Source organism: Escherichia sp. KTE114, assembly GCF_000407765.1.
Lineage (GTDB): Bacteria > Pseudomonadota > Gammaproteobacteria > Enterobacterales > Enterobacteriaceae > Escherichia > Escherichia ruysiae.
In genome coordinates, this window is the sequence record NZ_KE136626.1 from 2,351,064 (window position 1) to 2,364,256 (window position 13,193).

Annotated in this window: 12 protein-coding genes and 1 other RNA gene; 9 read left to right on the forward strand and 4 right to left on the reverse strand. The window is 52.1% G+C overall.

Annotated features, from left to right (window positions below; all coding sequences use genetic code 11):
- Positions 1-61 precede the first annotated feature (61 nt).
- The gene (locus WC5_RS09790) at positions 62-1,762 is read right to left on the reverse strand and encodes an SgrR family transcriptional regulator (RefSeq protein ID WP_001238154.1); all 1,701 of its coding nucleotides are present in this window, start codon (positions 1,760-1,762) and stop codon (positions 62-64) included.
- Between the two features lie 99 nt (positions 1,763-1,861).
- Between WC5_RS09790 and cof the strand changes: the two genes are divergently transcribed.
- The 6 genes from cof to amtB all read left to right on the forward strand — a co-directional run bounded on the left by cof (position 1,862) and on the right by amtB (position 8,702).
- Positions 1,862-2,680, forward strand: a complete 819-nt coding sequence (cof, locus tag WC5_RS09785) for an HMP-PP phosphatase (RefSeq protein WP_010351660.1) — start codon at positions 1,862-1,864, stop codon at positions 2,678-2,680.
- A 152-nt stretch (positions 2,681-2,832) separates the two neighbouring features.
- The gene (gene decR / locus WC5_RS09780) at positions 2,833-3,291 is read left to right on the forward strand and encodes a DNA-binding transcriptional regulator DecR (RefSeq protein WP_000884589.1); all 459 of its coding nucleotides are present in this window, start codon (positions 2,833-2,835) and stop codon (positions 3,289-3,291) included.
- Between the two features lie 29 nt (positions 3,292-3,320).
- Positions 3,321-5,093, forward strand: coding sequence for a SmdA family multidrug ABC transporter permease/ATP-binding protein (locus WC5_RS09775; protein ID WP_001235639.1), 1,773 nt, complete (start codon positions 3,321-3,323; stop codon positions 5,091-5,093).
- Positions 5,086-6,867, forward strand: coding sequence for a SmdB family multidrug efflux ABC transporter permease/ATP-binding protein (locus WC5_RS09770; protein WP_001256163.1), 1,782 nt, complete (start codon positions 5,086-5,088; stop codon positions 6,865-6,867). Before WC5_RS09775 ends, WC5_RS09770 begins: the two co-directional genes overlap by 8 nt.
- A 180-nt stretch (positions 6,868-7,047) precedes the next feature.
- A complete protein-coding gene (gene glnK, locus WC5_RS09765) occupies positions 7,048-7,386 on the forward strand; it encodes a P-II family nitrogen regulator (protein WP_000780338.1) in 339 nt (112 codons plus the stop codon).
- A gap of 29 nt (positions 7,387-7,415) precedes the next feature.
- Positions 7,416-8,702, forward strand: a complete 1,287-nt coding sequence (gene amtB / locus WC5_RS09760) for an ammonium transporter AmtB (protein ID WP_000685029.1) — start codon at positions 7,416-7,418, stop codon at positions 8,700-8,702.
- A gap of 48 nt (positions 8,703-8,750) precedes the next feature.
- On the opposite strand, the gene tesB is transcribed toward amtB, so the two are convergent.
- On the reverse strand, positions 8,751-9,611 hold the full coding sequence (gene tesB / locus WC5_RS09755; RefSeq protein ID WP_010351654.1) for an acyl-CoA thioesterase II: 861 nt from the start codon (positions 9,609-9,611) through the stop codon (positions 8,751-8,753).
- A gap of 217 nt (positions 9,612-9,828) precedes the next feature.
- On the opposite strand from tesB, the gene WC5_RS09750 reads away from it, so the two are divergent.
- On the forward strand, positions 9,829-10,401 hold the full coding sequence (locus WC5_RS09750; protein WP_000779815.1) for a YbaY family lipoprotein: 573 nt from the start codon (positions 9,829-9,831) through the stop codon (positions 10,399-10,401).
- 30 nt (positions 10,402-10,431) lie between these two features.
- Here WC5_RS09750 and WC5_RS09745 read toward each other — a convergent pair whose 3' ends face one another.
- Entirely contained in the window at positions 10,432-10,743 is a 312-nt protein-coding gene (locus tag WC5_RS09745; protein WP_000409909.1) for an MGMT family protein, read from the reverse strand.
- A 162-nt stretch (positions 10,744-10,905) separates the two neighbouring features.
- Between WC5_RS09745 and ffs the strand changes: the two genes are divergently transcribed.
- Together ffs and WC5_RS09740 are read left to right on the forward strand one after the other, a co-directional pair.
- Positions 10,906-11,002, forward strand: an RNA gene (gene ffs, locus WC5_RS24060) — signal recognition particle sRNA small type.
- Between the two features lie 118 nt (positions 11,003-11,120).
- Positions 11,121-11,474, forward strand: a complete 354-nt coding sequence (locus WC5_RS09740; protein WP_000878148.1) for a DUF1428 domain-containing protein — start codon at positions 11,121-11,123, stop codon at positions 11,472-11,474.
- 38 nt (positions 11,475-11,512) lie between these two features.
- Here the strand turns inward: WC5_RS09740 and pdeB are convergent, their stop codons facing one another.
- Positions 11,513-13,063 carry a cyclic di-3',5'-guanosine monophosphate phosphodiesterase PdeB gene (gene pdeB / locus WC5_RS09735; protein ID WP_016231607.1) on the reverse strand — a complete coding sequence of 517 codons (1,551 nt, stop codon included), beginning with the start codon at positions 13,061-13,063 and terminating at the stop codon, positions 11,513-11,515.
- Between the last annotated feature and the right edge of the window lie 130 nt (positions 13,064-13,193).

Sequence of the window (13,193 nt, forward strand, 5' to 3'; positions counted from 1 at the left end):
TAATCCTGCTAAATCGATAAAAACGTTATGGTAACGCCTGCGGTTAACCCCGACCAGTGCTTCATTGCGACGGCGCGGGAAGCCAGGCTTCGGTAAATTCAAACCAGCCGCGCGGTGTCAGTCGCACACCATTTACTCCAGGCGGGGCGCTAATGCGATAGTGATAATTGAACAGCGGCGTCAGCGTTGCTTCTACCATTAACTGGCTAAACACGGTTTTCAGCGCGTTATTCCGCTTTTCTTCATCAGCCATCAACTGCACGGTATCCAGTGTCGATTGCAGATGTGCATATGCTGGAGCGTCGAAAACATATGACCAGAGTGGATCGCAACGCAGCCATTGCTCCAGGGTATATTCCGGCGCTTCGCCAATTAACCTGTCGCCCATCATCAAATCTGCCTGTGCCAGTGGGGTAGTGTCGTCCCAGTTTTTCGCGTTATGAAAAACAGTCGTTAATTCGCAACCTTCTGCTGCCAGCGTCGTTCGTAATTGTTCTGCCATTGCATGAAGTTCCACTGGCAGGTGATAAACCAACGTTAATGTTTCTGGTAGTTTGACCTCATTCGGTACATCCCATTGTGGAATAGCCCAGCCAGGCAGCAATGCATTACTGGCAGTGATCAGATTTTCTCCGACTTCTAACGTTTGTAGTAAACCGGATTGATGGATAATGGAGATCACTTTTCGCGCCTGCCAGAGGGACAGTCGGGGACTTTTGCGCAATGTTAAATAGCAAAAACCTAAACTGATGCCGCTACTGACCTGGCTGACCCGTGGCAACTCTTCAGGTTTACCGATGGTTATTTGTACTGGATGCTGACAACTGGTTCCCAAATCTTTTTCAAAAAGTGGTGGGGTTATCCAGTACTCAACCGCTTTAAGCAGCGGATGACGTAAATGGTAATAATCATGGCTTTCCAGGCGCACCAGTTCCGCTGTGAATTTTGTTAAGCGAAAAGGACCCGTGCCAATCAGTGGGAATTGCGGATGCGCCAGATGGCTGCAATAGCTCGCCAGCCGGTGAGCAAGCCAGTAATCGGGGCGATGTAAAAAGAAGGTCAGACACTGCGGATGGGTGACCTCAATACGCTTCACGCTAATAAATAATTGATCCAGTGCTGGCAGTTGTAACAGCATCAATAATCGCTGGTGTAAGTGTGAGGCTTTTACCGCATCGCCGTTATGCCAGTGTAGGGTTGAACGAAGATAAAAGTCCCAGCGTAACCCGTCAGCAGAGGTTTCCCAGTGATGCGCTAAATCGCCAATCGGGCGCTGGGTATTATTATCGAAGCGGGTCAGGCCGGAAAATATCTGTCCGGCGAGATGCTGCTCGGCACGGCCGGGCAAAAAGCCCGGTTGTAGCGGTTCGAGCGGGCGATAATAGGGAATACGCAACGTCGGCGTATCGTTTTGCCATTGTCCACCCATAAACGGCTGTAACAGAGTGCGCAGCTCTCCTGGGGCCAGTTGCGCCAGCTCCAGCACATCTTGCTGCTTTCCCGTTTCCAGTGCCTGTTCCATCATCGCATTACGCAGGGATCCCGGTGTCACCAGAAAACGCAGTTGCCCGCGCTTTCCTCGTCCTGACTGCGCCTGCCACTCCAGCCATCCCGACTCCTGAGCCTGACGTAATAGTGTACGCACATGGCGTTCGCTGCAAAAACAGCGTTCGGCCAGTTCGCTGACGGTGACGGATTGCGGCTCTCCGGCAGAAGGTTGCCACAGACGTTGATACTGGTTAAGACGGTTAAGCAGTCGCATATAAACCCGGAACAATATTATTTAACTATTCACTATTACTTCCGTATATATCAGGTGATACTCAATCACCATTAACCGTGTCACAGAGTGGAGAAAGAAATGGCTCGTCTGGCAGCATTTGATATGGACGGCACTTTATTGATGCCTGATCACCATTTAGGTGAGAAAACCCTCTCGACTCTGGCGCGTCTGCGTGAACGCGATATTACCCTCACTTTTGCTACGGGTCGCCATGCGCTGGAGATGCAGCATATTATCGGGGTGCTATCGCTGGATGCGTATTTAATTACCGGCAACGGTACGCGCGTGCACTCTCTGGAAGGCGAACTTTTACATCGTGATGATTTGCCTGCGGGCGTGGCGGAATTAGTGCTCTACCAGAAATGGGATACCCAGGCCAGTATGCATATCTTCAATGACAATGGCTGGTTTACCGGGCAAGAGATCCCAGCATTGTTGCAGGCATTTGTGTATAGCGGTTTCCGTTATCAGATTATCGATGTCAAAAAAATGCCGCTCGACAGCGTCACCAAGATCTGTTTCTGTGGCGATCACGACGATCTTATGCGCTTGCATACCCAACTAAACGAAGCATTAGGCGAGCGCGCACATTTGTGTTTTTCGGCAATTAATTGCCTGGAAGTGCTGCCGGTGGGGTGTAATAAAGGCGCGGCGTTGGCGGTGCTGACCCAACATTTAGGTTTTTCACTGCGCGACTGCATGGCCTTTGGTGATGCGATGAACGATCGCGAAATGTTAGGCAGCGTCGGTAGCGGATTTATTATGGGCAATGCGATGCCGCAACTGCGCGCGGAACTCCCTCATTTACCAGTGATTGGACATTGCCGAAATCAGGCGGTCTCTCACTATTTGACGCACTGGCTGGACAATCCACATCTACCTTATTCCCCCGAATAACGAGATCTCTTCCAGCGCCGGGCAATAGCCCGGTTTTTTTTACTTTGAATTTGTCATTTTGTGCAGTGTCGTTTAAACCGCACAGAATAAATTGTCGGTATTTCGCCTTTAAAATAGAATTAAAAGAGAAAATAATTCTCTGTGGATTGGCGATGTTAGATAAAATTGACCGTAAGCTGCTGGCCTTACTACAGCAGGATTGCACCCTCTCTTTGCAGGCACTGGCAGAAGCCGTTAATCTGACGACCACGCCTTGCTGGAAGCGTCTGAAACGGCTGGAGGATGACGGTATCCTTATCGGCAAAGTCGCCCTGCTGGATCCGGAAAAAATTGGCCTTGGGCTGACTGCTTTTGTGCTGATTAAAACGCAACATCACAGCAGCGAATGGTATTGCCGCTTTGTCACGGTGGTAACGGAAATGCCAGAAGTGCTGGGGTTCTGGCGCATGGCCGGGGAATATGATTATCTGATGCGTGTTCAGGTTGCCGATATGAAACGCTATGACGAGTTTTATAAGCGTCTGGTCAACAGCGTTCCAGGGCTGTCGGACGTTACTTCCAGCTTCGCGATGGAACAGATTAAATACACCACTTCTTTACCCATCGAATAAATATCCAGAATCAGGTCAGGACACAACGCGTGCGATTATTTGCTCAACTAAGCTGGTATTTTCGTCGGGAATGGCGTCGCTATCTCGGGGCTGTGGCCTTGCTTGTCATTATCGCGATGCTGCAACTGGTTCCGCCGAAAGTGGTCGGTATTGTTGTCGATGGAGTGACGGAACAACACTTTACTACCGGGCAGATCCTGATGTGGATCGCCACCATGGTGCTGATTGCAGTCGTGGTTTATCTCCTGCGTTACGTCTGGCGCGTACTGCTGTTTGGCGCGTCTTATCAACTGGCTGTTGAACTGCGTGAAGATTATTACCGCCAGCTAAGTCGCCAGCATCCAGAATTTTACCTGCGTCATCGCACGGGCGACCTTATGGCTCGTGCGACCAATGACGTCGATCGCGTCGTGTTTGCCGCCGGAGAAGGGGTGCTGACGCTGGTGGATTCACTGGTAATGGGCTGCGCTGTGTTGATTATGATGTCTACGCAAATTAGCTGGCAGTTGACCTTATTCGCACTATTACCGATGCCAGTGATGGCAATCATGATTAAGCGCAACGGCGATGCCTTGCATGAACGCTTTAAGCTGGCGCAGGCGGCATTTTCTAGTCTCAACGATCGCACCCAGGAGAGCCTCACCAGTATCCGCATGATCAAAGCCTTTGGTCTGGAAGATCGCCAGTCGGCGCTATTTGCCGCAGATGCTGAAGACACTGGCAAGAAAAACATGCGTGTGGCGCGTATTGATGCCCGTTTTGATCCGACAATCTATATCGCGATTGGCATGGCGAATTTGCTGGCGATTGGCGGGGGAAGCTGGATGGTGGTGCAGGGCAGCTTAACGCTGGGGCAGCTCACCAGTTTTATGATGTATCTGGGGTTAATGATTTGGCCGATGCTGGCGCTGGCCTGGATGTTTAACATTGTGGAACGCGGCAGCGCGGCATATAGCCGTATTCGGACGATGCTGGCTGAAGCGCCGGTGGTGAATGATGGTAGCGAACCAGTGCCGCAAGGGCGTGGCGAACTGGATGTAAATATTCGCCAGTTTACTTATCCACAAACTGATCATCCTGCGCTGGAGAATGTCAGTTTCGCACTCAAACCCGGTCAGATGCTGGGTATTTGCGGGCCGACCGGTTCTGGCAAAAGTACCCTGCTGTCACTCATTCAGCGTCATTTCGACGTCAGCGAGGGGGATATTCGCTTTCATGATATTCCCCTGACGCAGCTTCAACTCGATAGCTGGCGTAGCCGCCTGGCGGTGGTCAGCCAGACGCCGTTCCTTTTTTCCGACACCGTGGCGAATAACATCGCGCTGGGTTGCCCGAATGCCACCCAGCAAGAGATTGAACACGTAGCGCGGTTAGCCAGCGTACATGACGATATTTTGCGTCTACCGCAAGGTTACGACACTGAAGTGGGCGAGCGCGGCGTGATGCTTTCCGGTGGGCAAAAGCAGCGTATCTCCATTGCTCGTGCGTTATTAGTCAACGCGGAAATCCTTATTCTGGATGATGCGCTTTCGGCGGTGGACGGACGCACAGAGCATCAGATCCTGCATAACCTGCGTCAGTGGGGGCAGGGGAGAACGGTGATTATCAGCGCCCATCGACTTTCTGCACTGACAGAAGCCAGTGAAATAATTGTGATGCAACACGGACACATCGCCCAGCGTGGCAATCATGATGCGCTGGCGCAACAAAGCGGCTGGTATCGCGATATGTATCGCTATCAACAACTGGAGGCGGCGCTCGACGACGCTCCGGAAATTCGCGAGGAGGCCGCCGATGCGTAGTTTTAGCCAACTGTGGCCGACTCTCAAGCGCCTGTTAGCGTATGGTTCGCCGTGGCGTAAACCGCTGGGGATTGCGGTTCTGATGATGTGGATTGCGGCGGCGGCAGAAGTCAGTGGACCGCTACTCATCAGCTATTTCATCGATAATATGGTGGCAAAAAATAATCTGCCGTTGAAAGTGGTTGCCGGTCTGGCGGCGGCGTATGTTGGGCTGCAACTGTTTGCCGCTGGACTGCACTACGCACAGTCGCTGTTGTTTAATCGGGCGGCGGTTGGCGTGGTACAACAGTTGCGAACGGATGTGATGGATGCTGCGCTACGCCAGCCATTAAGCGAGTTTGATACCCAGCCGGTCGGTCAGGTGATTTCCCGCGTCACTAATGACACTGAAGTGATCCGCGACCTCTACGTTACCGTAGTGGCAACTGTCCTGCGCAGCGCCGCACTGGTGGGTGCGATGCTGGTGGCGATGTTCAGCCTCGACTGGAGAATGGCACTGGTGGCGATAATGATTTTCCCGGTGGTGCTGGTGGTGATGGTGATATACCAGCGTTACAGTACGCCGATTGTCCGCCGTGTGCGCGCCTATCTGGCGGATATCAACGACGGCTTTAACGAAATCATCAATGGCATGAGCGTTATCCAGCAGTTCCGTCAGCAGGCGCGATTTGGCGAACGTATGGGGGAGGCCAGTCGTTCACACTATATGGCGAGGATGCAAACCCTGCGCCTCGACGGTTTTCTGCTGCGTCCGCTGCTGAGTCTGTTTTCATCGCTCATTCTTTGTGGCTTGTTAATGCTGTTTGGCTTCTCCGCCAGCGGCACCATTGAAGTGGGCGTGCTGTATGCGTTTATCAGCTATCTTGGGCGGCTTAACGAACCCTTAATCGAACTGACCACGCAACAGGCGATGCTGCAACAGGCTGTGGTGGCGGGTGAACGCGTGTTCGAACTGATGGATGGGCCGCGTCAGCAATATGGCAATGATGATCGCCCGTTACAGAGTGGCACCATCGAAGTCGATAACGTGTCATTTGCTTATCGCGATGACAATCTGGTACTGAAGAACATTAATCTCTCTGTGCCTTCGCGTAACTTTGTGGCGCTGGTGGGGCATACCGGCAGCGGTAAAAGTACCCTCGCCAGTTTATTGATGGGCTATTACCCGCTAACGGAAGGTGAGATTCGTCTCGACGGTCGTCCATTAAATTCGCTAAGTCACAGCGCATTACGCCAGGGTGTGGCGATGGTGCAGCAAGATCCGGTGGTGCTGGCGGATACTTTCCTCGCCAACGTGACGCTGGGGCGCGATATCTCCGAAGCGCGCGTCTGGCAGGCACTGGAAACCGTGCAACTGGCGGATCTGGCGCGCAGCATGAGCGACGGTATTTATACGCCGCTGGGCGAGCAGGGGAATAACCTTTCCGTCGGGCAGAAGCAACTGCTGGCGCTGGCGCGCGTGCTGGTGGAGACGCCGCAAATCCTGATCCTTGATGAGGCAACCGCCAGTATCGATTCCGGTACTGAACAGGCGATCCAGCACGCACTGGCGGCGGTGCGTGAACATACCACGCTGGTGGTGATTGCTCACCGCTTATCGACCATTGTCGATGCCGACACCATTCTGGTGCTCCATCGTGGTCAGGCGGTGGAACAGGGGACACACCAGCAACTGCTGGCGGACCAGGGGCGCTACTGGCAGATGTATCAACTGCAACTTGCAGGCGAGGAGCTGGCTGCCAGCGTGCGTGAAGAGGAATCATTGAGCGCCTGATTAGCGCAAAATTTCATCGGTGGTGCAAAAATGTAACGCACTGTGCACTGTTATAGTGCGTTTTCATTTTCAATCTTCTTAACTTCCTGCTCTCTTTCTCGTTTTTCATTTCTGGCATACCGCTTGCAATACCTTCTTCGTGTAGCAGAACCATTACCGAATTCTGACCGGAGGGGATCTATGAAGCTGGTGACCGTGATAATCAAACCATTCAAGCTGGAAGACGTTCGTGAAGCGTTATCTTCCATTGGTATTCAGGGCCTGACCGTCACCGAAGTGAAAGGTTTCGGGCGTCAGAAAGGACATGCCGAGCTGTACCGGGGGGCGGAATACAGCGTCAACTTCCTGCCAAAAGTAAAAATTGATGTGGCGATTGCTGATGACCAACTCGATGAAGTGATCGATATCGTCAGTAAGGCGGCTTACACCGGAAAAATTGGCGACGGCAAAATCTTTGTCGCTGAATTGCAACGCGTCATTCGTATTCGTACCGGCGAAGCCGACGAAGCGGCGCTGTAATCTCTGGCACACAGCAACAGGAACGAAAAATGAAAATAGCGACGATAAAAACTGGGCTTGCTTCACTGGCGATGCTGCCGGGACTGGTAATGGCTGCACCTGCGGTGGCCGATAAAGCCGACAATGCGTTTATGATGATTTGTACTGCGCTGGTGCTGTTTATGACTATTCCGGGGATTGCCCTGTTTTACGGTGGGTTGATTCGCGGCAAAAACGTGCTGTCGATGCTAACGCAGGTGACGGTGACGTTTGCACTGGTCTGTATTCTCTGGGTGGTTTACGGCTACTCGCTGGCGTTTGGTGAGGGTAACAACTTCTTTGGTAACATTAACTGGCTGATGCTGAAAAACATCGAACTGACGGCGGTGATGGGCAGTATTTATCAGTATATCCACGTGGCGTTTCAGGGATCGTTTGCCTGCATTACCGTCGGCTTGATCGTTGGGGCGCTGGCGGAACGGATTCGTTTCTCTGCGGTGTTAATTTTCGTGGTGGTGTGGCTGACGCTTTCCTACATTCCGATTGCGCATATGGTGTGGGGCGGTGGTTTGCTGGCTTCTCACGGTGCGCTGGATTTCGCGGGTGGCACGGTGGTGCACATTAACGCCGCAATCGCCGGTCTGGTGGGCGCGTATCTGATAGGCAAACGCGTGGGCTTCGGCAAAGAGGCGTTTAAACCGCACAACCTGCCAATGGTCTTTACCGGTACTGCCATTCTCTATATCGGTTGGTTTGGCTTTAACGCCGGGTCAGCGGGCACGGCGAATGAAATCGCGGCACTGGCATTTGTGAATACTGTGGTCGCAACGGCGGCGGCAATTCTTGGCTGGATCTTCGGTGAATGGGCGCTGCGCGGTAAGCCTTCACTGCTGGGGGCGTGTTCTGGCGCGATTGCCGGTCTGGTCGGCGTGACGCCTGCCTGTGGCTACATTGGTGTTGGCGGCGCGTTGATTATCGGCGTGGTAGCTGGTCTGGCGGGCTTGTGGGGCGTTACCATGCTCAAACGCTTGCTGCGGGTGGATGATCCTTGCGATGTCTTTGGGGTACACGGCGTTTGTGGCATCGTCGGCTGTATCATGACCGGGATTTTTGCCGCCAGTTCGCTGGGTGGTGTGGGCTTCGCCGAAGGTGTGACGATGGGGCATCAGCTGCTGGTACAGCTGGAAAGCATCGCCATTACGATTGTCTGGTCTGGTGTGGTGGCGTTTATCGGCTACAAACTGGCGGATTTGACAGTTGGCCTGCGTGTACCAGAAGAGCAGGAGCGCGAAGGACTGGACGTTAACAGTCACGGCGAAAATGCTTATAACGCGTAACAAGCACTGCAAAAAATAGCCGGACGGTTTTCACCTCCGGCTGTTTTTTTAATTGTGATTACGCATTACCCCTTCCTGAACGGTCGAGGCAACCAGCACGCCGTCCTGGGTATAAAACTCTCCGCGCACAAAGCCGCGTGCGCTGGAAGCAGATGTGCTCTCCACGCTATACAACAGCCATTCGTTCAGATTAAACGGACGATGGAACCACATCGAATGGTCGATGGTGGCAATCTGGATCCCCGGCTCGAGAAAACCGATGCCGTGCGGCTGCAGGGCAACAGGCAGGAAGTTAAGATCAGAAGCGTAACCGAGTAAGTACTGATGAACGCGCAGATCATCTGGCACGCTACCATTTGCGCGGATCCATACCTGACGATGAGGTTCTGCGACGTGACCTTTCAGCGGGTTATGAAATTCCACCGGACGGACTTCCAGCGGACGATCGCAGATGAATTTATCTTTCAACACTGGCGGCAGCAGGTGCGCCAGCGATTGGGCGATTTGCGTTTCTGAAGGCAGACCATCAGGTGCTGGTGCGGGCGGCATTGCTTTTTGGTGCTCGAATCCGGTCTCTGGTGCCTGGAAAGAGGCCGTCATATAAAAAATCGGTTTACCGTTTTGAATAGCAGCAACCCGACGGGCGCTGAAGCTGTTACCGTCACGCAGCGTTTCAACATCATAAATAATCGGCTTTTTACTATCGCCTGGGCGAAGAAAGTAGCTGTGAAACGAATGTACCAGACGCTCTTCAGGGACAGTTTCTTTTGCAGCATACAAGGCCTGACCCACAACCTGGCCACCAAAGACCTGGCGTAAACCTAAATCTTCACTCTGGCCGCGAAAGAGTCCTTCCTCAATTTTTTCCAGATTTAACAATGTCAGTAAATTTTTTAGCGCCTGACTCATATAACTCTCCAGTAACAAAGCTGCCGCAGCAAGCCAAAGTGAGTTGAGTATAACGCAATTTTGGTACTGGTCCGATGGGTGCAATGGTCTGAATTACGGGCTAAATGCAGGCGTTAATACGTGACATGTGCCACACTTATTGACGTTACTATTTTGTTAACCACTCTTCCGGCGAGGAAAGTTAGCCCGCTGGTGCATTGATAATAAGGAGAAGTGAATGAAACTCGTGCACATGGCCAGTGGTTTAGCGGTTGCGATTGCGTTGGCGGCTTGCGCGGATAAAAGCGCGGATATCCAGACGCCAGCACCGGCTGCAAATACGTCTATTGCAGCGACACAGCAACCTGCTATACAACAACCGAATGTTTCCGGTACGGTCTGGATCCGTCAGAAAGTCGCACTGCCGCCTGATGCCGTGCTGACCGTGACACTTTCTGACGCGTCGTTAGCGGATGCGCCTTCTAAAGTTCTGGCGCAGAAAGCAGTACGTACCGAAGGTAAACAGTCACCGTTCAGTTTTGTTCTGCCATTTAACCCGGCAGACGTTCAACCGAACGCACGTATCCTGTTGAGTGCGGCGGTTACCGTGAACGACAAACTGGTGTTTATCACCGATACCGTTCAACCGGTGATCAATCAGGGCGGAACCAAAGCTGACCTGACATTAGTGCCGGTTCAGCAAACCGCCGTGCCGGTTCAGGCCAGCGGTGGTGCGACGACTACCGTACCTTCGACTTCACCAACTCAGGTGAATCCGTCTTCGGCAGTTCCGGCCCCTACGCAATACTAAGCGCCATTAACCCTCTCCGCCTGGAGAGGGTTAGTAATCCCAGCGATAACGCTGTAAGTCGATTTGCCCGCTTCCCGATACCATCACGCCTTCTGCCAGTAATGCCTGCCGTTGACGCTGCAAATCCGGGCCGGTTAACGAAATTGTGCCGTGACGATTAACCACCCGATGCCAGGGGAGGGTGCTGCCTTCGGGTAGACGCTTTAATACTCCACCGACCTGGCGTGCGGCGCGGGGTGATCCCGCCAGTTTCGCGACATCGCCGTAAGTGGTGACGTAGCCTTCGGGAATAGCGGCGACGATTTGCCAGACGCGTTGGGGAAATGAATCTTCTTTTTCCATCTTTTCTTCCTGAGGTAATTTTTCAGCATAATCTGGAAAAACGCCAGAGTGAAGCCGCATTGCGCAAGAAACCAGCATCCGGCACGCAATGGGTTGCAATTAGCAGGGGCAGCAGTGATAATGCGCCTGCGCGTTGGTTCTCAACGCTCTCAATGGGGGCTCTGTTGGTTCTCCCGCAACGCTACTCTGTTTACCAGGTCAGGTCCGGAAGGAAGCAGCCAAGGCAGATGACGCGTGTGCCGGGATGTAGCTGGCAGGGCCCCCACCCATTTCTGCTCCCGCCGTTTCGTCAAAAAATCCTAATATGGCTAAACTTTAACCACGACTGACGCCGCAAGAATTGTCTGGCTGCGCAGTACGCTTCGGAGGTATTTCTGATGAAGTATGTTGATGGTTTTGTGGTTGCTGTTCCTGCCGAAAATAAAGATGCCTATCGAGAAATGGCCGCAAAGGCCGCGCCACTGTTTAAAGAGTTTGGCGCGCTTCGCATTGTTGAATGTTGGGCCAGCGATGTGCCAGACGGCAAAGTGACCGATTTTCGCATGGCAGTGAAAGCGGAAGAGAATGAGGAAGTGGTGTTTAGCTGGATTGAATATCCTTCAAAAGAGGTCCGCGACGCTGCCAATCAAAAAATGATGTCTGACCCACGAATGAAAGAGTTCGGCGAATCAATGCCGTTTGATGGCAAACGGATGATTTACGGTGGGTTTGAGTCAATCATCGACGAGTAGCGTGACGGGCTGTGCGGCGTGCCGCCAGCCCCCAAAATTTACAGATGGTATTCTGCCCAGCGTATGAAATCTTCTTTTGGCAACGCTTTGCTGTACAGCCAACCCTGACCGTAATGCACGCCATGCTGACGTAGCCACTCTTCCTGTTTACCCGTTTCGATCCCTTCCGCCACCATTTTCAGTTTCAACGTTTTTGCCATTTCGATGATATGCGGTGTGACGTTTTTATATTCCAGCGCATCAACGAAAGATTTATCGATCTTCAGAATGTCGACATCCAGATCCTGTAAATAACTTAAACTTGAATACCCCGTACCAAAATCATCGAGATAAATTTCATGGCCCGCCTCCCGGTAGCGAGAAATTATCGGGGCGCTGGTTTTCGGAGCGGCAAACTCACGTTCAGTGAGTTCAAGAGCGATCTGTTTGGGGTTAACCTGGTAGTGATTGATCATGTCTCGCAGCAGTTGTGGAATTTTTTCCGAGGCGAGCACGGTGGATTCAAGATTGATGGAAATATGTTGTTCCGGGTGCTGTCGCAGCCAGTCGCCCATATCTTCAAACACGTTTCTTATAATCAGCAGCGTCAGTGGCTCAGAAAGACCCGTTTGCTGTGCCAGCGGAATAAAACTATCTGGCGACAACCAACTACCGTCTGTCTGCGGCCAGCGCGCCAGTGCTTCAGCTCCGACAATTTTGCCATTGGCTAAGGAGACAATCGGCTGGTAGTGCACGCAAATATCACGATTTTCGATGGCATCCTGCAGGCGATGATGCGGAGACTGGATACGGCGCAAAATGCGCAACACAAACATTGCTGCCAGCAGGCCAATTAACAACCCTACAGGCAACCAGATAAAGACCTGCCGATGCCAGCCTTTTTGCAACATTTTCGTTGAAGCCCAGGTGATGATGGAAATATTCATCTCCGGGAAGGGCAGAATATCGTAAATGATCCCATTATTTTCGATATGCTCACCGGGGGTTTTTTGCAGTTGGGTAATAATACCCCGGGCAATTTCGTCGCTGCTGGTTATGACAATATTATGGGCATTGCCAATAATGGCGGCATCAATTTGCCATGAGCTATAAGGAATCACGTCGATAAAGGAAGCGGGGTCGATCATCACTACATAATGTGCGGTTCCCATAGCAACCATGTAACGGGTAATACCTAAGTCATTGTGTGAGGTTAACCAGACCCGATAACCATCTTTTGAAATCTTCCCCGGCTCCGGGAAGGTATCCGGTGGGCTTTCATGTTCCAGAGAAGAGCATTGGGGAACGTTGTTATCGATATAAACCACTTCCTGAATATAGCGATAGCTGTATGAAACCCGGCGCATTTCCATGAGATGCTCTTCACTACAGGCTCCGCCTTGCCATCTTTCCAGCTCTTGTAGTGCATCTTTTCCTTGCGTCGCCACTTTATTGGCCCGAATAGCGACGCGGGAGGAATAGGTATTCAGCTCTTCAACAAACGACGCTTCTACCTGCTGATGGGCCAGCCAGATGCTTAAGCCGACAGGCAGCAGTACTGAAAGAATCAGTACTCCCGAAATCAGGCCGACCAGATGTCGTGTTCTCACCAGCATGTCCTTATTAACACAGTGTAGGGAAAGTATATCTGATTGTGAAAAAAGGCTGGCAGGAGATAAGTGGGTAAGGTCAGTATTTCATGAAATGATGGGTGGCAACGATCATTGTCAATTGACCAGG

Bases quoted from the DNA above. Each gene is read 5' to 3' on its own strand.
- WC5_RS09740 (WP_000878148.1), top strand. From the start codon at position 11,121: ATGAAGTATGTTGATGGTTTTGTGGTTGCTGTTCCTGCCGAAAATAAA.
- tesB (WP_010351654.1), bottom strand. From the start codon at position 9,611: ATGAGTCAGGCGCTAAAAAATTTACTGACATTGTTAAATCTGGAAAAA.
- cof (WP_010351660.1), top strand. From the start codon at position 1,862: ATGGCTCGTCTGGCAGCATTTGATATGGACGGCACTTTATTGATGCCT.
- WC5_RS09790 (WP_001238154.1), bottom strand. From the start codon at position 1,762: ATGCGACTGCTTAACCGTCTTAACCAGTATCAACGTCTGTGGCAACCT.
- decR (WP_000884589.1), top strand. From the start codon at position 2,833: ATGTTAGATAAAATTGACCGTAAGCTGCTGGCCTTACTACAGCAGGAT.
- WC5_RS09770 (WP_001256163.1), top strand. From the start codon at position 5,086: ATGCGTAGTTTTAGCCAACTGTGGCCGACTCTCAAGCGCCTGTTAGCG.
- WC5_RS09750 (WP_000779815.1), top strand. From the start codon at position 9,829: ATGAAACTCGTGCACATGGCCAGTGGTTTAGCGGTTGCGATTGCGTTG.
- amtB (WP_000685029.1), top strand. From the start codon at position 7,416: ATGAAAATAGCGACGATAAAAACTGGGCTTGCTTCACTGGCGATGCTG.
- glnK (WP_000780338.1), top strand. From the start codon at position 7,048: ATGAAGCTGGTGACCGTGATAATCAAACCATTCAAGCTGGAAGACGTT.
- WC5_RS09745 (WP_000409909.1), bottom strand. From the start codon at position 10,743: ATGGAAAAAGAAGATTCATTTCCCCAACGCGTCTGGCAAATCGTCGCC.